Genomic DNA, 20,163 nt, shown 5'->3' with positions numbered 1-20,163 from the left:
CTATACCCCTAATCCAAAGCTTCTCGCAAGGGTACCCATCACTAAGCTCCAGCCATCGACAAGAACGAACAACATAATTTTAAATGGTAATGAAACTATCATCGGAGATAGCATCATCATACCCATAGCCATCAATACACTGGCTACCACTAAATCCAAGATCAAAAAGGGAATAAAAAACATAAAGCCGATGATAAACGCCGTTTGTAACTCACTCGTCACAAAGGCTGGAATAATCACGATAAATGGCGTGTCTTCTGGGCTATCCAGTTTGTCGTATCCCGCTATCTTCGCAAACGTTTCTAAGTCTTTAATCCGTGTCTGAGACAACATAAAAGCCTTTAGAGGCTCCTTTGCTTGCTCTAGCGCTTGCATTGAAGTGAGTTGTTCATTGAGATAAGGCTGGACTGCCCTATCATTTATTTGACCAAATATGGGTGCCATAATAAAAAATGTTAAAAACAATGACATACCCAAAAGTACTTGATTAGATGGTGATTGTTGCAAGCCAATGGCTTGACGTAAAATTGCCAGTACAACAATGATCCGCGTAAAAGAAGTCATCATGATAACCGCAGCAGGGATAAAGCTCAGCGCAGTCATTATCGCTAACACTTGTAGCGTGACCGAATACTCTTGAGAACCGTCTGGATTGGTCGTCACGCTCAGTGCTTCGATCCCTTCAGCACCCGCAAAAGGCATAAAACCCAAACCAATTAGAAATAATATTAATTTAATCATGGGGCGTTTTCTTGTTGTTATTTTGATTACCTAGAAATCGGCTCAGCTCTTTAGCAAAAGCAGATACTTGCGCTTCTTCTAACGGTTGCTCAAGTTGATGCAGGTAATTAATACTGTGCGGTGTAACACCTAAAAGATGCTGTTTGTTGTCGACCTCTATTACCATTAACCGTTCTTTTGTCCCCAAAGGCAAACTTCTGATCACCTTAAAATCACGGCTATTACCAACATTTGGGTTCAGCTTTTTTAAGACAAATGCCAAACCAATAATCACGACTACCACCAGCATCAATGACAAACCAACTGACACAAGTTCTGTGCTTAAGCCTGCCATTGGCTGCTTCGCAATACTTGGTGCTGATGTAAAAATCAGTGAACAGAGTAAGAGGCTTCTCATCGTAGTTTTTTGATACGTTCCACTTGGCTTATCACGTCAGTTAAGCGGATACCAAATTTGTCGTTAACGACCACCACTTCACCATGAGCGATTAATGTGCCATTAACTAATACATCTAGCGGTTCACCTGCTACTCGGTCAAGCTCTACGACAGAGCCTTGGTTCAGCTGAAGCAAGTTACGAATATTTATTTTAGAACGTCCTACTTCCATAGATATGGTGACCGGGATATCTAAAATGGTATCTAGCTTGCGTTTTTCATCAGGCGAAATGTTCGCACTCGACTCAGATAGCTCATCGAGTTCTGCAACTTCAGGTTCAGCGCCCTGATCACCTTCTTCAGCCTCAGCCAAAGCTGCTGCCCATTCGTCCATTGTATCTTGATCATCACTCATACTATCAAAACCTTAATATAATCAATCTTTACCAGTCTAAATCTACGCCTTCAGAAAGATGTAAATCTTCTTCTAATTCAGCCAGTTCAGCATCTGAGTCCAGCTTTTTACCTCCTTTGGTAAATACATGCAGCTCAGACTTAACAGACTCTGGACGTTTAATTTTTTCGCTAATTTGTAGTGCAACATTATCTCTAGAGCGGCCCATCTTCGCCCTAAAGGTAGGCAGCTCTTCAACAAATACCGTAATATGTTCCGGCATCTCTACAGGAATAACATCTCCCGCTTTTAATTCCATCACCTGTTGCAGTGTTAAATCTATCTCAAGCAGTTGTGTTGAAAGCTCAACCTCCACATCCATAATTTCATCACGCAGTGCCTTACTCCAACGTAAATCTGTATCTTCAGTATCTGATTGAACACCAGCGTCAAGCAGTTCACGAATAGGCTCGAGCATGGAATAAGGCAAAGAGATATGGAAGTCACCGCCGCCTCCATCTAACTCGATATGAAATGAACTGATGACAACCACTTCAGTGGGGCTCACGATGTTCGCCATCGCGGGGTTTACTTCCGAATCTAGATATTCAAACGACACATCCATTACGGGCGCCCAAGCTTCTTTGTAATCTTCAAAGATTATTTTAAGCAGCATTTGCACGATACGTCGTTCGGTTGGCGTAAATTCTCGACCTTCAATTTTGGCGTGGTAACGACCATCACCACCAAAGAAGTTATCGACTAAAATAAACACTAACCGGGCTTCCATGGTAATAAGCCCCGTTCCTTTTAGCGGCCTAAAACGCACCATATTCAAGCTGGTAGGTACAAACAGTGTATGAATATACTCACCAAATTTGAGCATTTGCACACCGTTGATGGATACTTCTGCGGTACGACGCATCATATTAAAAAGGCTGATGCGCATGTGTCGAGCAAAACGCTCGTTAACAATCTCGAGCGTAGGCATACGACCACGAACAATACGATCTTGTGATGAGAAGTCATATTGTAACGCGGAGGATTCCCCGTCATCGCCGTCGTTTATTTCTTCCTCTTCAACGTCATCAACACCATGTAATAGCGCATCAATTTCGTCTTGAGATAATAAATCACTCACTTAAGACCTCACTGCATTACAAAGCCGGTGAATAAAACTCGTTCAATGACTTTACTTCCTTCCACACTTTCCATTGCTTCTTGCACTTTATCGACTGCAGCCAAACGAAGCGTTTCTTTACCTGCACTCGTCGTCAGTTCATCCGCAGTTGTTGTTGAAAATACACTAAGCAAAGTACCTTCAATGAGTGGTATATGCTTCTTTGCAATTTCTTCATTAACATCGCCACGTACGAGCAATTGCACCTTAATTTGTACAATTCTATCTCTGCTTGCACCAGGTACGTTAAAAACAAATGGTCTCGGCATGGCAACATATAATGCACTTCCAGTCTTAGCCGAAGCGGATGTGGTTGCAACAACTTCCGCTGCAGTTGTTTCTTCTGCTAGTGTTTCTACAGGCGCATCCTCAGATGACATTAAAAAAAATACAGCGACTACTACCAAAACAAGCACTGCAGCACCCGCAATAATAATTATTTTTTTCTTTCCGCCGGTTTCTACTATTTCTAAGTCAGTTTCTTCTGCCATGTTAATCCTTAGTCAAGCACTCAGCTTAAGGGTCTATTTCTATATAATAGCAGTAGTTAGGCGTAATAATCTATTGAAGAACCATCGTTTATATTAGGCCGAGCTCCACTTTGTGCAATTTCTTCATCGCTTGCTTCGTTTGTTGTGTCAGTATTGGCAAATGAACCACTTCTGTTATTGTCAGAAGTTTCACTGCCACCTTCATCACCGTGCTGAATATTACTTTCACCAAGCTCAATTCCCTGCTCTGCCAACATCTCTCGTAACTTAGGCATAGACTCTTCTAGTAGATCTTTAGCTTGTTGATTTTGAACAACGAAATTAACCTGAGCTTGCTCTGCATCCGTTCTAATACGGATCTGCATACTGCCTAACTCTCTTGGATCAAGGCGGATTTCGGCCTCTTGGTTATTGAGGTTCAGCATCATTGATACTTTTTCTTGAAGTACTTTAGCTGCATCATTACGCGTAATATTGATTGCCTGCATAAGCTGAGAATCAACACTTATTTTTTGCGTTGTACCGTTAGAATGCTGAGTTTGCTGATTGTGGTGTTGCGCCACTTCGATTTGCTCAACGTATTTAGCCAAATCTACATTATCAATCGACTGAGAAGCGGTCTGCGTTGGCGATGCAATCACTCTAAAAAGTTGCTCTGCTTGGGGGGTTGGCATGGCTTGAGCGATTGAGTTCAGCAGACTATTGAACTCTTTTTTGTTCTCAATCATGACTTGCTTATTCATAACCTCTTGCTGCGTACCTGTAGCCGCGATTTTCATCTCACTTTTAATACTTTCTTTATCAACCTTAGTACTGTTATAACTTGCTGCTTTATCGGTTGTACCCAACACATTCGTAGCTAAAGGGGTATTGAGTGATTTACTTTGTACAGCATCTTGCTCATCAAGTATCGCTAGTTGTGACAATGCTCGTTCAACAAGCGGATTTGATTTGCCACTGTCGGAAAGCTGCTGTAGCCCCTGTTGCAACACTTTACGCTCACTGGGGCTCATAGATTCAAGTTGCTTATTGAGTGTATGACTCAACTTTGCCTCTATCTCTGAAATTTCTTGACTTGTGATGCTAGCAGTCACTTCGCTTTGAGCTTTGTTTAGAATATCGTGTACTTGTTTTGCAATATCAGATTGTTGTGATGTCTTATCTGGCTGAGTTTTATTTTGCGCTGCTGTTAATACGCTATCATTTCTTGTTGTTTGTTGGTCAGAGATACTCAAATCAGCACTGACTTTACCCTGTAAAGCTTTAGGTTCATTTTCAACACTTGTTTTAAGTTTTGCTTGCTCTTCTTCACTGACAACTTGCTTTACTGCAATCTCGCCATTCAACTGCTTAGCAGAGTCGTTTATTTGGCCATCTTTTTTGCCATTCTTATTAGCCGTCTCACCGCCGTCTATGATTTGCTCAGCTTTCCCTTGCGTAGCTATACTCTGCTCAGCTTTAAGAACATCTTCAGTTAGCTCTTCACCCGCTTGTACACTTACGCTTTCAGGTACTTTGGGAATATCAACGCGATCTTTGGGGTGATTTTTGACTACTATCTCGTCATTCAGTTTATCGTACAAAAACTTAAAGCCGTGTTTTTCATCACCGCTAGCTTGCTGCTCGTCTGTCTCATCACTACTAGACTGATGTCTTACAACATCTGTTTTCTGCAAGTTAGCAGCATTTATCTGGGCAAGTAGATCTGACCCTGATGTATCATCTGCTTCACTTTGCTGATTTTGTCGCTCTTCGCCAATATCATCATCAGACTTTTTTGCAGACTCTGCATGTGTGAATTCGCCAGTAAGTGCCTCATCAGAGTTATCTACCATCATTTGATCTGTATCTAGCGCCTCAGTATCTCGGGTAGTTTGCTGCTCACTTGCATCATTGAGTGCTCTAAAAGCCTCTAAAAAGCTTTTTTGCTCGGTGCTGTCGTTTGACGATGCAGTCTGCTCTATTGCCGAAGATTCATTATTTACCTTTGGCGTATTATTCAGAACTAAATTTAGCATATGGGTACCTGCCGAAGCGGCAATTAACAGCCGCAAAAACTTCACTGACGTGATAAAAGCAAAATTCAGACCAATTTATAGTTAAGATATTACTGTGTGTTTAACTATCGAGTGAATGGCTCTAGGAAAGCAATTCATTACTCTAAATAAATTGGTATGTTATGCTCTTCTTCTCATAAATTGATTAGTCGCAAACTCGTCTAACATCTTTTGCTCTGCTTTGTCTAAGCGTTTTTGATGTTCTAGCTCTTTCTTCTCTATCAGCTTGGCAATTGCTTTAGCTTTAACCTGCTGGGCTAGCCATAGCTTCTTACGTTGCTCTACCACTTGCTTCGCCGTATTGACGGTTGTGGCCTGTTGCAAAATCGCATCTTCAATTTTCTTAATGAATGCTTGATATTGTAAAAAGCCACCTGTTGACAAACCTTGCTGAGCTTTAAGGTGTAATTGTTGAGAATACTCAAGACGGAAGTTATTTAGCCCAGAGAGCTTTTGTTGGTTCTCATTTAAGTTATGTTGCGCTTGCATGTAATGCACGCGCAGGGACTCTTCCTTTTCCGATTCTAAGTTATAAAGTAAATCAAGCTTATTGGCGGCCATTATTCTTGTCCTAATAATTGAGCAAGTTCTTGTAAGCACTGATCATAATTAAGCACCTCTTTCATACCTTGCTGTAAGAATGCGTTCACAGTCGGCATCATATTGATGGCCTGATCTAGCATGGGGTCACTGCCCTTTTGGTAAGCCCCTAATGTGATCATGTCTTTATTCTGTTGATACATAGAATAAACTTGCTTGAGCACGCGCGCCTGTTGCATATGACTGTCTGATACCACCTGAGGCATCACACGACTGATCGATTTTTCGATATCAATAGCTGGATAGTGACCACTATCGGCAAGCTCGCGAGAAAGCACAATGTGACCATCAAGAATGGCTCGAGCAGAGTCTGCTATTGGGTCCTGCATATCATCCCCTTCACTCAACACGGTGAAAAATGCCGTGATTGAACCTTGCCCCTCTCCGCCATTACCCGCACGCTCAACAAGCGCAGGTAATTTAGCAAATACCGATGGTGGATAGCCTTTTGTTGCTGGCGGTTCACCAACGGCGAGCGCAATTTCACGCTGTGCCATCGCATAGCGAGTGACGGAGTCGAGTAATAGCAAAACGTTCAGCCCTTGATCACGAAAATACTCAGCAATCGTCACGGCACTTTCACACCCTTTGAGACGCATTAGCGGTGATGCATCCGCAGGTGCGGCTACAACCACAGATCGTTTACGTCCCTCAGCGCCTAAGATCTCATCAATGAACTCTTTAACTTCTCGACCACGTTCACCAACTAGTCCAACGACTATCACATCTGCTTCACTGCCTCGCGTCATCATGCCAAGCAACACTGACTTACCTACACCACTGCCTGCAAACAAGCCCATACGTTGGCCTTGTCCAACCGTGATAATAGAGTTAATTGCGCGCACGCCAACGTCCATAGGTTGGCTGATTGGTCTTCGGGCAAGTGGATTAATACTCGATTGGGCAAATTTAAGTGTATGTTCTGCATTGATAGGACCGAGTCCATCAAGAGGTCGGCCTAAACCATCAACGACGCGTCCAAGTAAACTCATACCAACAGGTAACCCTGTTTCTTTTAATTGTGGAATAACGCGTGCTCCAGGTAAAACACCTGAAATATGGTCATTAGGCATTAAATACAGCGTGTCGTCATTAAAGCCAACGACTTCCGCATCAACTAGACCCCTAATAGTTTCAATTTTACATTGACTTCCCACAGGCGCACTTAGCCCTTTAGCTTCCAAGGTCAACCCGACTACACGAGTTAAGCTACCCGCAACTGGCACGGCATAAGGGGAAATATGTTTTTTATATGTGGATATACGCTCGGCTAATGGGCTTTCTACACTCATTGTGCAACCAAATGTTACGACTCTATACCACTGTTATGCAAAAAGTCGTCCAAGATTTCTTTCATTCTGGTTTTTAGTGTCATATCAATAGAGGATTGTGACGTTTTGACCTCTACTCCACCGCGCTCTTGCGTTGGTTCGGGCAACAGGTGCCAATGCTGCTGTGCGAGTTGCTCCTCGCCATACGCGGCCTTGACCAATTCTAAGTCTTCTGGATGAAGATGAATTTTGACGGCCTGATCAGCGATAGGCAAAGCATCCATCGCTTTTTTTAAGGCCAGTAACACAACATCTGGGCTTTGCTCTATTTCTTTAAAAATCACCGCTTGTGCCAATAAATTGGCAAGCTCCACAAGCTGTTTTTCACAGTGTTCGTCAACCAAGCGTAATGGCTCGTGCAATTCATTTATGATAAGCGTCAAAGTTTGTAACTTTTCTTCAATCAGTGGTTTAGCTTCGTCATGCCCTTGTTGCTTACCAATTTCTACCCCTTCTTTATACCCTGCTTCTTTGCCTTCGGTCATACCCTTATCAAATCCATCAATATAACCTTGTTCATGCCCTTGCTTGATGCCTTCATCATAAGCATCTTGACGAATTTGCTCTAACTCTTCTAGCGTCAATGTGGGGAATTCAGGCTCTTCAACCTCTGGCTCCTGCTTTTTACGCTCTGGTTTTTGATAGACCTCAGCAAGTGGTTTACCAAATGCAGTAGAACGACCAGAAAACTTTCGAGGATCTTCAGCAACATCAGGGATAGGCCAGTTTTTTAACAGTTCGTCCAGTGCTTCACTTTCTACTGGACGACCTTTATAAAATTTCGTGTCGCTCATAGATTACAAGAACTCCTCACCACCACCACCACCTAGCATAACCTCACCTGAATCGGCTAAACGACGTGCTGTAGATAGGATTTCTTTTTGAGCCGCTTCAACTTCACTGATCCGCACCGGCGGCATAGCTTCTAAATCGTCAGCCAACATATCAGCAGCACGTTTCGACATGTTGCTCATGATCTTCTCTTTCAGTGCATCATCGGTACCCTTGATAGCTTTCATCAATACATCTTGCTGCACTTCGCGCAAGATAGCCTGAATACCTCTATCATCGACATCGAGTAAGTTTTCAAATACAAACATGAGATCTTGAATTTGTTGCGACATTTCTTCGTCATGTTCACGAATTGAATCCATTAACTGACCTTCGATATTAGTATCAAGGTAGTTCATGATATCGGCTGCTGCTTTCAAGCCACCCATTTTCGCTGCCTGTGCCCCCGCTTGACCAGCAAATTGTTTCTCCATGATCTCGTTCAATTCTTGAAGTGCCGCTGGTTGTACTTCTTCTAAGTTTGCAATACGCATGGTCAAATCCAGTCTCACCTTTTCTGGGAACTGAGATAATATTTCCGCTGATTGCTCAGGCTCAAGGTAAGACAATACAATGGTTTGGATCTGCGGGTGCTCATTACGAATAATGTTCGCTACCTGCTTGGAATCCATCCACTTGAGTGAATCCAAACCTTTAGCACCTGATCCCATTACAATTTGATCAATCAGGCTGGCAGCTTTGTCTTCACCCAATGCAGCTGTCAGCGCTTTCTTAATGAAATCTTCAGATTGGAAGCCAATCGTACTGAAGCTTTGAATTTGCTCAATAAACAGGTTATGTACCGCACTAATTTTTGCCTGAGATAAGTCATCGAGTGCAGCCATTGCCATGCCCACACGCTGAACTTGTTTAGGCTCTAAATGTTTTAATATTTGCGCAGCATCTTCTTCCGAGAGGCTTAGAAGCAGGATGGCGGCTTTGTCGACGCCATCCAGCTTGTTTACATCATAAGCAGCTGGTAATTGCTTTTGTTCTTCATCAGTCATCTTCAGTTAACCACGCTTTCACTACTTGAGAGGATAATTCAGGTTCGTTTGCAACCAGAGCTCGTACCGCTTTGAGCAGGTCTTCGTCACCATGTAAATCAGGCAATTGTAATGTACCATCAGACGAGAAGCCAACGGATGCCGAATCAAACTCATGATTTAACATATCTAATGTGCTATCTCCCAAGTCCACTCCTGAAGTCAGTGAGTCTTCATCAAACTCTTCTAACGTATCATCAGGGTAGATTAAACGTTTCAGCATTGGTCTAACTACCGCTAAGATAAGTACGATAATAACAAGAGCACCAAGCGCTAAGCGGGTTATTTTCATGAACCACTCTTGCTCCCAAAGTGGCACTTCTGCTGCTTCGCCTAAATCTTCTCTCACAAATGGTACAGTAACCACTTCAAGTGCATCACCACGCTGCATATCAAAGCCAACACCACCTTGTAACAAACGACGAATATTGGCAAGCTCTTCTTGGCTGCGTGGCGTCAAGGTCATATTGCCCTCGGCATCAGGCTTAGGTAGATAATCTACTGCAACCGATACGCTGATACGACGAATGACACCCGTTTGCTGGCGCTTATGACTAATTGTAGTGTCTAATTCGTAGTTACGCGTTGCTTCTTTTTGCATACGGCTTGGGTTAGTACCATTACTACTATTGCCTGCACCTGCAATTTCTGGAATATTCGAATTCACGGGTGGTTGATTAGACAACGCACCTGGAATACCGACAGCTAATCCGCCAACATTATTTTCTTCGAAGGTTGTTTCACTACGCACTGCTGGTAAATCGGGATTAAAGCGTTTTTGCGTTTCTTCGACTGCACTAAAGTCCATTGTTAAATCAACTTGCGCTGTGAAGTTGCCTAAACCAACAACTGGAATAAGAATACTGTCAATTTTTTCTAAATACTCTTGCTCGCGTTTGCGCTCAATTTCATATTCTTTTCGTGAGCGCGCGGCTAATGAGTCTTGCGAACCAGAGTTAAGCAAACGGCCATTTTGATCCGTTACGGTAACACGCGCAGGCTCTAACCCTTGCACTGCTGAGGCAACAATATCAACAATTGAGTCAACTTCTTCCCCACCGAGCGTTCTGCCCCGTTTTAGCGTTATAACGACGGTCGCTGATGGTTTCTTTTCACGACGCGCAAATACGTTTTCTTTAGGAATAGCTAATAGTACTTTTGCACGATTAACATCTTGTAACTCTTCGATGGTGCGTGCGAGTTGTTGCTCACGGCTGTGCTTCAAACGTTCACGCTCTAAGCGCTGACTCACGCCAAAACCCATATCTTGCATTAAAATATCGGTGCCTGAGCTTGGAGACTGGCTAAAACCATCACGCGCCATTTGTAACTTAATGCTCTGATAGTCGTTCTCAGCCACCATGATGGTGTTACCTTCCAGTTCGTATTCAATTTTTTGCGCATCCAAAAAGTCGAGCGTTTGAACAAGCTCTTCCATCGGGTACTTACCTAAAGGTCGCATATCAGGCTGACGTGCCCATATGATAATGAATACCGCGATTGCAAGACAAATGGCCAATGCGATCACGAGCGTAACTTGACGTAACATATCAACGCCACTCAGCGCACTAAAATAGCCCGATTTTTGCTCTTGTTGCTCTTCAGCCTCAGCGCCCATTGCGCCATCTGATAAAGCGAGATCTGTTGATTGATTCGTTGCCACAGTTACTCTCCACTACCTAAATTAAACAGGCATGCTCATAATTTCTTTATAAGACTCAACCAGTTTGTTTCTCACTTGAACTGTCGCTTCAAATGCCACTGATGACTTTTGCGAAGCTATCATCACTTCTGCAAGTGATACGCTACGATCTCCCATTTCAAGGGCCGTTACCTTTGATTTTGCCTCTTTTTGTAAACCATTAACAGTGTTAATAGCATCCGAAAGAAGCTCGCCAAACTGTGCTGATGATGGTGTTGAAGACTGCACAGGCAAGCTTTCTTGCCCTCTATTACGCGTAGCTTCAAGCGCTAGTGATTGCATTTCTTGATATAAAGCATTGGGTTGTATGTTCATTTTCACACCCTCTTCTACAATTGATAACCTTATCAAAGCAGAATCTGTGCCAACTTTAAACTATTTTAAAATCAATATCTTAGCTGTTATTTTGATGTGTCATGATTTTGACAAGCACAAGCCAGCTGATTGCTGGCTTGTGAAAAGGATATAACTAGGCTGGTACGGCGATCCCCATATCGCGCATTTTTGCGAGTTTATACCTAAGGGTTCTTGGGCTCATTCCTAGAATTTCTGCGACTTCTTTACGCTTCCCTTGGCATCTTGATAGAGTATCCAAAATCATTTGATGCTCTTTATCTTGTAGCTCCGCTTTGTAATCTACACCTTCAGCGTTGGCCATCTGTTCAATCACTTCATACGATTCAGCAGAGGCTGGCTGGCTTGCTTGTACATTCGGCACAGATATGCAAGGTTGATGGTTTTCGATGAAAATGTCATCTGCACCAATTTCACTTCCAAATTGCAAGATCAGTGCGCGCTGTACAACATTGTCTAACTCTCTCACATTACCCGGCCATGCATGTGACAACAGTTTTTGCTTTGCATCATGCGTTAACACAGGTGTTGGCTTATTGGACTTTTTGCTATGACGTGCGATCAAGTGCTCTGCGAGCACTACTATGTCGCCCGGCCTCTCACATAAAGGTAGCCAAGTTAAAGGAAAAACATTTAAACGATAATATAAGTCTTCTCTAAACTCGCCCGCAGCAACTGCTTCTTTGAGATCTCGGTTACTGGTTGCCAAAACTCTGACATCCAGATCTATCGTTTTCCTACCACCCAAACGCTCAACTTCACGCTCTTGCAGAACGCGTAGTAATTTAGCCTGTAGGCCAAGGTCCATTTCAGTGATTTCATCCAACAAAATAGTGCCTTTTTGAGCTTGTTCAAACTTACCGGGACAAGCTTGGATCGCGCCTGTAAATGCTCCTTTTTCGTAACCAAACAGGGTAGCTTCCAGCATGTTTTCTGGTATTGCTGCACAGTTAATCGCAACGAACGCTTCTTGCGCTCTATCCGATTTATCATGAATATATCGCGCCAGCACTTCTTTGCCTGAACCGCTGGGACCTAGCACCATAACGCTGGCATCTGACTTAGCAACCTTTGCTGCAAGTTCAAGAAGTTTAATGCTCTGAGGATCTTCAACCACAGGGCCATCAGCTTCTTTTTCTTTAGGAGGCATGTAGCGGCTTACCATATTTAACAACACTTCTGGCGCAAACGGCTTAGCCATGTAATCAATAGCACCTAAACGCATCGCTTCAACAGCGTCATCAATCGTGGCATAAGCCGTCATCATCAACACAGGCAGGTCTGGATAATTCAACTTGATGGTTTTGAGTAGATCAATACCACTCATTGCGCCCATTTGCACATCACTAACAACCAAAGAAAAGCTTTGCTCCTTTAGCAGTACAACGGCTTGTTCTGCACTTGACGCTTCAACGCAATGAAAACCTGACAACTGCAATGTATCAATTAGGGCTTCGCGTAAACCAGCGTCATCTTCAACAACTAGTATGGAATAACTCATACAACCTCCAATTGTTCAGTATCGAATGATATTGGTAGCAACAAACTGAAGCACGCGCCCCCTTGTGGCATATTCTTTACTTCAACACGTCCTTTGTGAGAATTTGCTACTGAATTCACAACTGCAAGACCCAGCCCTGTGCCCTGACTTTTTGTGGTATAAAACGGTTCAAATAATTTATCGGCATCGCTGGGATTGATACCCGGGCCATTATCTATCACGGAAATTCTCACCTTGTCTCGCTGTTCATCCTGTTGAGCGATAAGTGTAACCTTCGCGTCGGTGCCAATAATTTGAATACTGTTATGGATCAGGTTTTGAATTGCGCTGGCCAATGCCGTTTTATTCCCCAAGATCGTAATATCAGGATCCGGTAAGCACACTTCAAGTGAACTTTGATTCATTGCAACCATAGCATCAGCACCCGCTTTTACTTCATTTAAAAGCTGCTGCATCGACACTTTTTCAACCACTTGTTGCTCGCCACTCTTTGCGAACAACAGCATGTCATTAACCTGAGATTCTAGGTCTTTTAACCGCGACATGAGCTTTTCGTGAAATCTTGATTGCGATACTTTTGGTAGCTTATTGCTACCTAAGTTTGCGGCATAAAGCATCGCGGCCGAGAGTGGCGTTCTGACTTGGTGTGCTAAAGAAGCAACCATTTTACCAAGCGCACTTAACCTTTGCATATGCGCAACGCGCGATTGCAATCGACGAGTTTCGGTTAAATCCGTCATTAGAATAAGTTGACCCGGTTCCGGTGCGAGCGCCGTAATATCTAGTTTTATCAAGCGACCATCTTTGAGCGATATCTCATGACCATCATCTTGTTGAGGGCTAAATGAACGCTGAATGATATTAAACCACTTTTCACCCTCTAAAGGTTCGCCCAGCATATCGATGGCAATTTGATTCGCTTTAGCTATCATGCCCTGACCATCAAGGACGACGACCCCAGCGGGCATCGTATGAACTAAATGGCTCAACCAACTTGCTTGCTGACGTAGCTCACTTAGCTCGCCAACGTAGGCTTCTTGCAATAGGCAAGGATTGTATTGTGCAGATGGCACAAATTGTGGATTCAATACATGAGCTAAAGCCATAACATCGCTCTCAAACAATAAAACTCTACCGTTCAAAATGCAGGATGCGTGCCAAAAATCAAATACATATTTATCAAAAACTTACAACTTAAATTTAAATGACAACGTTTTGACACTGGTTTTTTATACAGCACTCTGTACACTAAACAAATCACTACTCTTTCAAGGAAGCAAAATCATGTGCACACGCTGTTTATGGGTTGATGAAAGCAAACCGGATTACGTTGAGTACCACGATAAAGAATGGGGCGTCCCCGTCATTGACGATCACACCTTGTTTGAATTTATCACGCTCGAATCTGCACAAGCCGGCCTTAGCTGGTATACCATTTTGAAAAAGCGCCATAGTTATAAACGTGCCTTTGCAAATTTTAACGTAGAGCAAGTCGCAACCATGGACAAAAGTAACATTGCCGAGCTAATGCAAGATACAGGTATTGTGCGCAATGAAAAGAAAATAGCGGCGACAATCAATAACGCAAAAGCATTTATCGAGATCCAAAAAGAATTTGCTAGTTTCGCACGCTACCAATGGGCATTTGTGAACTTCAAACCAATCGTGAATAACATCGCTACTAGAGACGACTATCTCGCAACGACCGAGATAAGCCATGCTTTTGCGAAAGATTTAAAAAAGCGTGGTTTTAAGTTTTTAGGACCAACCACGGTCTATGCGCATATGCAAGCTTGTGGCATGGTCAACGATCACGACAATGGCTGTTTTAGAAAAAAACAAGTAATCGATATGTATTCTAAGCAACTTTTTAGCGAGATTGCCAGTTAATCTCTATTCAAGTTGTATTTCTTCATTTTTTCTACCAAGGTAGTTCGGCGTACACCCAGTACGTCGGCTGCGTGAGACACGACATAGTCGTAACGCTCCAGCGCTTGAGTAATTAGACTCACCTCAAGATCAGCCAAATATTCTTTAAGTTCTATTCCCTCGTCAGGTAATAAACCTAGATGTGGTTGAGACCCTGACATATCAACAGCATCGCTTTCATCATCAAAATCACTAAAACCTTCGCTAAACAACTCGTTAAATGCGTCTTTTTCTAGCAGTTCTTCAGGATACTCCGGCTCATATGCTTCCACTTCAATATGACGGTATTTATTAGGTAAATCAGTTACATCTACTACTTTTTCTGGGAACATGATCACCATGCGTTCAACTAAATTCGCTAATTCACGAATATTACCAGGCCAATCATGCGCTTTTAGGCTTTCAATTGCACGCTCAGTAAATTTAGCCGTTGAACCGCTTTGCTCGTTTACACGTCTCATCAATTCTTTTAGCAGTAAAGGAATGTCATCTCCACGTTCTTTTAATGACGGGTTTTCAATAGGAAACACATTAAGGCGATAGAACAAGTCTTCACGAAACTTACCTTCTTCAATCATATCTTCAAGATTTCGGTGTGTCGCTGCAATGATCCGAACATCCGCTTGAATGGCTTTGGTTCCCCCCACACGTTCGTAATACCTTTCTTGCAAAACGCGAAGTAGTTTAACCTGCATTTGCAGTGGCATATCCCCTATTTCATCGAGAAATAACGTCCCGCCTTGAGCCAATTCAAAACGACCTTTACGAGCTGATATCGCCCCAGTAAAAGCTCCCTTTTCATGACCGAATAGCTCGCTTTCAAGTAATTCGCCTGGAATAGCACCACAGTTCACTGGCACAAACGGACCTTGGCTGCGATTGGAAAGTAAGTGTACGTTTCGCGCAACCACTTCTTTACCAGTACCCGACTCTCCTAAAATAAGCACATTGGCATCCGTTTTCGCCACCTGAGAGATTAGAAATCGAACTTGTTTAACGGCTGGTGTTTCACCAACTAATCCATCAAATGAACGACCGTCAATTTTGTCTGACTTGCCAGGTAACATACGCTGGTACTGTTGACAGTCATGTAGCAATTGCATCGTGACATCATGGCTAAAAGGTTCAGAGATCAACCCCACAACATTGGCCAAACTTAAAAGTGGTTTGAGTGTTTCACCAATTAATAAAAATGGGTAGGCAGGTTGCGATTTAATGACTGTTTCATGTTCTAGGTTTGACAAGGCACCTAGTACAACGATTGATTCAGAGGGCAATTTGGTTTGTGATCCGATCTCAGACTCTTGTATGACTTTCGCGCCTTGCCCCACAAAAGTTAAAGCAGCCTGAAGGCCATGAGCGCGCACATTATTATTATCTAAGATCAAAACCATCTTACAATTCCAACTACTTTAAGTAAGGATTAAAGTTATGATTGTAAGGCACTTAAGGTGGGATGCAATACCTAAGTGGCATTTTATTGACATAATCGCCAAAAAAACGCCACATGGTATAGAGTTGATTAGTACTAAATCATTAATTTTAGCTTTTTATCTATTTTAGAGTAAGTTCAATACCGCCGAAGCAGATTGATTTGCTTGACCTCTTAATGCAATAGAAGCCTGTGACAAAATATCATTTGCTGTTTGCTCAGATATGACTTTTGCGTAGTCCGTATCTTGGATACGACTTTGGCTTGCTGCGATGTTTTCACGCTGATTATCAGCCTGTCTAATCGTGCTCGAAATGGTATTTTCAAATGCACCTAATTGAGTGCGCTGCGTGTTTAGGTCTTGAGATACTGTGTCTGCAACATCAATTGCCGCTTGCGCACCGGCTTGTGTGGAAATATCAACACTCAAAATACCACTGGCAAAACTGCCGTCAGTTTGCGTCAATGACTTGGTGGTCAAAGCATCAGGGCCAATTTGAAAACTTGCAGACTCTCCGTCAAATAACTTTGCGCCACCAAAAGTTGTGTTTTCAAAGGTTTCTGTAATTTGCGTTTGCAACTGCGTCACTTCTTCTTGCAATGCCTGACGATCTGAATCCGTGAGTGCCCCATTTCCTGATTGAATTGATAGCTCTCTAATACGTGAAACAGCATCATTTACACCTGATAATGCTGAGTCAGCGGTTTGTGCATAAGAAATACCATCGTTGGCGTTGCGAATAGATTGGCTGTAGCCATTTTGCTGAGAAGTCAGTCTATCAATAATCTGCAACGCAGCCGCATCATCGGCTGCAGAATTAACACGCTTACCCGTCGACAACTGCTGGTTTAATTTAGTTCCAGTATTTTCAATCCTGTTAAAAATACTACTACTTTGTGACTGGATTTTCATAGCAATCCCCATCAAGTGGTATTAGCTTAGAACATACTACTTTTTGCACAAAAAGTCATCTATCGCCAATAATTACCTGTGTTGTAGCCATAAATACTGCAAAATCTATAAAACTAATATAAAGTATTGACTAGCATTCGATTTATAGCGCCTATAAATGGTTAGAAAACCTAGCAGGTAACAAAGCTGTAAACAATTAATTACACCTTAAGGTCGGTAAGCATGTTCGACAATAAAACTATCTTAATCACTGGTGGTACGGGATCTTTCGGAAAGAAATACGTAAAAACCTTGCTAGCAAAATATAAACCTAAAAAAATTATCGTGTTTTCACGGGACGAGCTCAAGCAATTTGAAATGCAGCAAGTCTTTAATGACAAATGCATGCGATATTTTATCGGTGATGTGAGAGACAAAAATAGACTAAGACGAGCTATGCAGGGCGTAGACTATGTCATCCATGCGGCTGCTTTGAAACAAGTTCCAGCAGCCGAATACAACCCCATGGAATGTATTAAAACCAATATCAATGGCGCTGAAAATGTCATCGAAGCGGCGCTCGATACAAATGTAGACAAAGTGATCGCTCTATCAACAGATAAAGCAGCTAACCCTATAAACCTCTACGGGGCAACCAAATTAGCTTCAGATAAACTGTTCATCGCAGCAAACAACATGGCTGGCGGATGCAGAACAACTTTTTCTGTAGTGAGATATGGCAATGTTGTTTGTTCACGAGGTTCGGTTGTTCCTGTCTTTCAAAACTTTATCGATGAAGGGAGGGACTACATCCCTATTACTCACGAAGACATGACACGGTTTTGGATAAGCTTACAAGAAGGCGTGGACTTTGTTCTTACTAACTTCAGTAGAATGCTTGGAGGTGAAATTTTTGTACCAAAAATCCCTTCAATCAAAATCACAGATCTAGCCAAGGCCATGGCGCCGACTCTACCGTTAAAAGTTGTTGGTATTAGGCCCGGAGAAAAACTCCATGAAGTGATGTGCCCATCTGATTTATGCTTTGATACGTATGAATATGACGACCATTTCATCATTGCCCCTGGCATAAAATTTAGTAGTAGAAGCAATGACTTCACAACCAATGCATTAGGGGAAAAAGGAAAATTAGTACAACCGGGCTTTGAATACAATTCCCTTGATAATTCACACTACCTGAGCGTAGATGAAATTATTGAGTTTAATAAAAATGCACTACTGTGAATTATAAATTATGATTCCTTACGGAAAGCAAGATATAAATGAGCAAGATATTGAAGCAGTTGTAGAGGTTTTACGCTCTCAATGGCTTACTCAGGGTCCACAAGTCCCAAAATTTGAACGCATTGTTGCGGATTATTGTGGCGCGCAACATGCCTGTGCTACAAATAGTGCAACCTCTGCGCTGCATACTGCTTGTTTGGCTCTTGGTGTAAGTGAAGGTGATTATGTTTGGACATCACCAATTTCGTTTGTTGCATCAGCTAATTGCGCTGTGTACTGTGGTGCAAAAGTTGACTTCGTCGATATCGACCTAGAGACAGGCAATATGTCTGTCGAAAAGCTGGCGATAAAACTTGCGCAAGCAAAGAAAAGTAACAAACTACCCAAAGTTATCATTCCTGTGCACCTTGCCGGCCAATCTTGTGATATGGAAGCCATCTCGGCACTTGCAAAACAATATCAAGTAAAAATTATCGAAGATGCGTCACACGCAATTGGCGCACAATTTCAAGGAAACCCTGTAGGTTGTTGTCAATACTCAGATATCACCGTATTTAGCTTTCACCCGGTAAAGATCATTACCTCTGCAGAAGGCGGCATCGCTACTTGTAACAATGCCGAACTAGTTAATCGAATGAAACGTCTCAGAAGTCATGGTATTACTAATGAGCAATCTGAAATGACTGAACCTAGTCACGGCCCTTGGTATTATCAACAAATTGAACTTGGCTTTAACTACCGTATGACTGAGTTACAAGCTGCGCTGGGGATTAGCCAATTTCAGAGGCTCGACTCATTCGTCGCAAAAAGAAACCAATTAGCAAAAGATTATGTTGCTGCATTATCACACTTGCCTTTACAGCATTTAAACCAGAACCCTGACTGTTACTCAAGTTATCACTTGTTTGTAGTTCGATTATTAGCCAATGATAAACAGCAACACGCCCAGCTCATCACTAAACTAAGAGAAAAAGGCATTACAAGTCACTTGCACTATATCCCTATACATATGCAGCCTTTTTACCAACAACGAGGATTTCGCTGCGGAGATTTCCCAAATGCCGAAATGTACTACCAACAGGCAGTCACAATTCCACTATTTCCAACCATGACGAAATTCGAACAAACGACAGTTATAGAGGAACTACAGCAAGCATTATGCGATTAGCTTTAGGTACTGTTCAGTTCGGTCTGGACTACGGTATTAGCAACAACAACGGTCGACCATCTTATTCTGAGGTTGAGCGCATATTGCGCTTGGCAAATACTGAGAATATAAAAGTTTTAGACACTGCATTAGGTTATGGCGAGAGCCATCACTCTCTTGCTACATACGCACCTCTTCACAGTCAATTTAATATTGTAACTAAATTGCCACCTCTGCAAGCAGATGTATTTAGTCAAACTGAAGTTGAACGCTATATCCGTTATGTTGAACAGTGTTTTATAGACCTAAAATGCTCATCTTTGAAAGCTCTACTTTTCCATCAAGCGTGTGATGCCTTTAAGCCTGGTGTACAAGCATTACTTGACTATCTTGTAGAGCAAAAACAGAAGTGTCGTATAAAGCAACTTGGCATTTCAGTTTATTCAGGGACACCAACCTCTTTATTATGTAAATCAAATTTTATCGACTTGATACAATTACCATTTAATGCCTTTGATGACTATTTTAAAAAAACAGGTGCTCTAGAATCTTTAGCCGAGAACGGGGTAGAAATTCACTCTCGTTCCTGTTTTTTACAAGGTTTATTACTTATGCCAATCGAGCAACTCGCCCCTTACTTTTACCCTTGGTTAACACAACTAAAAATGTTTCATAAGCAGGCCAAGCAGCATAATGTTTCTTTACTTACGTTGTGTTTAGCGTATGTTGCAAAAGAATCTGAAATAAACCAAATCCTAGTGGGCGTAAACTCAGAGCGAGAGCTTAGCGAAATACTTGAAGCATATCAAAAAGTGTCAACTATAGACCCAACAGAGTTAATAAACGTGTCGGTGAGCGATCCTAACTTAACTCACCCTTCTCGTTGGAAACTGAGCGAGTCTTCATGAGGTCA

Annotated in this window: 20 protein-coding genes; 4 read left to right on the top strand and 16 right to left on the bottom strand. The window is 42.4% G+C overall.

The window, feature by feature from the left end; genetic code table 11:
- From fliP to ACW689_RS01115, 14 genes are all read right to left on the bottom strand, one after another.
- Entirely contained in the window at positions 1-741 is a 741-nt protein-coding gene (gene fliP, locus ACW689_RS01180; RefSeq protein ID WP_476287753.1) for a flagellar type III secretion system pore protein FliP, read from the bottom strand.
- Entirely contained in the window at positions 734-1,075 is a 342-nt protein-coding gene (fliO, locus tag ACW689_RS01175; protein ID WP_476287751.1) for a flagellar biosynthetic protein FliO, read from the bottom strand. Before fliO ends, fliP begins: the two co-directional genes overlap by 8 nt.
- A 59-nt stretch (positions 1,076-1,134) precedes the next feature.
- Positions 1,135-1,533: a flagellar motor switch protein FliN gene (fliN, locus tag ACW689_RS01170; protein WP_476287749.1), complete on the bottom strand. Its 399-nt coding sequence runs from the start codon at positions 1,531-1,533 to the stop codon at positions 1,135-1,137.
- Between the two features lie 28 nt (positions 1,534-1,561).
- Complete coding sequence (gene fliM / locus ACW689_RS01165) at positions 1,562-2,653, bottom strand: flagellar motor switch protein FliM (RefSeq protein ID WP_476287747.1); 1,092 nt, start codon at positions 2,651-2,653, stop codon at positions 1,562-1,564.
- Positions 2,654-2,661: 8 nt separating this feature from the next.
- Positions 2,662-3,183 (bottom strand): flagellar basal body-associated protein FliL, encoded by a 522-nt coding sequence (fliL, locus tag ACW689_RS01160; protein ID WP_476287745.1) that lies wholly within the window; start codon positions 3,181-3,183, stop codon positions 2,662-2,664.
- Positions 3,184-3,239: 56 nt separating this feature from the next.
- On the bottom strand, positions 3,240-5,201 hold the full coding sequence (locus tag ACW689_RS01155; RefSeq protein WP_476287743.1) for a flagellar hook-length control protein FliK: 1,962 nt from the start codon (positions 5,199-5,201) through the stop codon (positions 3,240-3,242).
- A 159-nt stretch (positions 5,202-5,360) separates the two neighbouring features.
- A complete protein-coding gene (gene fliJ / locus ACW689_RS01150; RefSeq protein WP_476287741.1) occupies positions 5,361-5,801 on the bottom strand; it encodes a flagellar export protein FliJ in 441 nt (146 codons plus the stop codon).
- Positions 5,801-7,132, bottom strand: a complete 1,332-nt coding sequence (gene fliI, locus ACW689_RS01145) for a flagellar protein export ATPase FliI (RefSeq protein ID WP_476287739.1) — start codon at positions 7,130-7,132, stop codon at positions 5,801-5,803. Before fliI ends, fliJ begins: the two co-directional genes overlap by 1 nt.
- A 14-nt stretch (positions 7,133-7,146) precedes the next feature.
- On the bottom strand, positions 7,147-7,965 hold the full coding sequence (gene fliH, locus ACW689_RS01140; protein WP_476287737.1) for a flagellar assembly protein FliH: 819 nt from the start codon (positions 7,963-7,965) through the stop codon (positions 7,147-7,149).
- A 3-nt stretch (positions 7,966-7,968) separates the two neighbouring features.
- Positions 7,969-9,009 carry a flagellar motor switch protein FliG gene (fliG, locus tag ACW689_RS01135; protein WP_476287735.1) on the bottom strand — a complete coding sequence of 347 codons (1,041 nt, stop codon included), beginning with the start codon at positions 9,007-9,009 and terminating at the stop codon, positions 7,969-7,971.
- Positions 9,002-10,666, bottom strand: a complete 1,665-nt coding sequence (gene fliF / locus ACW689_RS01130; protein WP_476288298.1) for a flagellar basal-body MS-ring/collar protein FliF — start codon at positions 10,664-10,666, stop codon at positions 9,002-9,004. The genes fliG and fliF overlap by 8 nt, the downstream gene beginning before the upstream one ends.
- A 66-nt stretch (positions 10,667-10,732) precedes the next feature.
- A complete protein-coding gene (gene fliE / locus ACW689_RS01125; protein WP_476287733.1) occupies positions 10,733-11,065 on the bottom strand; it encodes a flagellar hook-basal body complex protein FliE in 333 nt (110 codons plus the stop codon).
- 154 nt (positions 11,066-11,219) lie between these two features.
- Positions 11,220-12,605, bottom strand: coding sequence for a sigma-54-dependent transcriptional regulator (locus tag ACW689_RS01120; RefSeq protein ID WP_476287731.1), 1,386 nt, complete (start codon positions 12,603-12,605; stop codon positions 11,220-11,222).
- Complete coding sequence (locus ACW689_RS01115; RefSeq protein WP_476287729.1) at positions 12,602-13,711, bottom strand: sensor histidine kinase; 1,110 nt, start codon at positions 13,709-13,711, stop codon at positions 12,602-12,604. Before ACW689_RS01115 ends, ACW689_RS01120 begins: the two co-directional genes overlap by 4 nt.
- A 178-nt stretch (positions 13,712-13,889) precedes the next feature.
- Here ACW689_RS01115 and ACW689_RS01110 point away from each other — a divergent pair, with 178 nt between their 5' ends.
- Positions 13,890-14,495, top strand: a complete 606-nt coding sequence (locus ACW689_RS01110; protein ID WP_476287727.1) for a DNA-3-methyladenine glycosylase I — start codon at positions 13,890-13,892, stop codon at positions 14,493-14,495.
- On the opposite strand, the gene ACW689_RS01105 is transcribed toward ACW689_RS01110, so the two are convergent.
- Complete coding sequence (locus tag ACW689_RS01105; protein ID WP_476287725.1) at positions 14,492-15,928, bottom strand: sigma-54 dependent transcriptional regulator; 1,437 nt, start codon at positions 15,926-15,928, stop codon at positions 14,492-14,494. The two genes, ACW689_RS01110 and ACW689_RS01105, sit on opposite strands and share 4 nt — an antisense overlap.
- A 165-nt stretch (positions 15,929-16,093) precedes the next feature.
- On the bottom strand, positions 16,094-16,879 hold the full coding sequence (locus ACW689_RS01100) for a flagellin N-terminal helical domain-containing protein (protein WP_476287723.1): 786 nt from the start codon (positions 16,877-16,879) through the stop codon (positions 16,094-16,096).
- Between the two features lie 222 nt (positions 16,880-17,101).
- Between ACW689_RS01100 and pseB the strand changes: the two genes are divergently transcribed.
- The 3 genes from pseB to ACW689_RS01085 are packed head-to-tail and all read left to right on the top strand — an operon-like array spanning position 17,102 to position 20,158.
- Positions 17,102-18,103, top strand: coding sequence for a UDP-N-acetylglucosamine 4,6-dehydratase (inverting) (pseB, locus tag ACW689_RS01095; protein WP_476287721.1), 1,002 nt, complete (start codon positions 17,102-17,104; stop codon positions 18,101-18,103).
- Between the two features lie 10 nt (positions 18,104-18,113).
- Positions 18,114-19,271: a UDP-4-amino-4,6-dideoxy-N-acetyl-beta-L-altrosamine transaminase gene (gene pseC / locus ACW689_RS01090; RefSeq protein ID WP_476287719.1), complete on the top strand. Its 1,158-nt coding sequence runs from the start codon at positions 18,114-18,116 to the stop codon at positions 19,269-19,271.
- On the top strand, positions 19,262-20,158 hold the full coding sequence (locus tag ACW689_RS01085) for an aldo/keto reductase (RefSeq protein ID WP_476287717.1): 897 nt from the start codon (positions 19,262-19,264) through the stop codon (positions 20,156-20,158). Before pseC ends, ACW689_RS01085 begins: the two co-directional genes overlap by 10 nt.
- Positions 20,159-20,163: the final 5 nt, after the last annotated feature.

This window comes from Pseudoalteromonas sp. ABE4_541 (assembly GCF_056312285.1).
The sequence above is the reverse complement of the archived record's forward strand: the minus strand, read 5'-3'. Positions and strand labels throughout refer to the sequence as shown.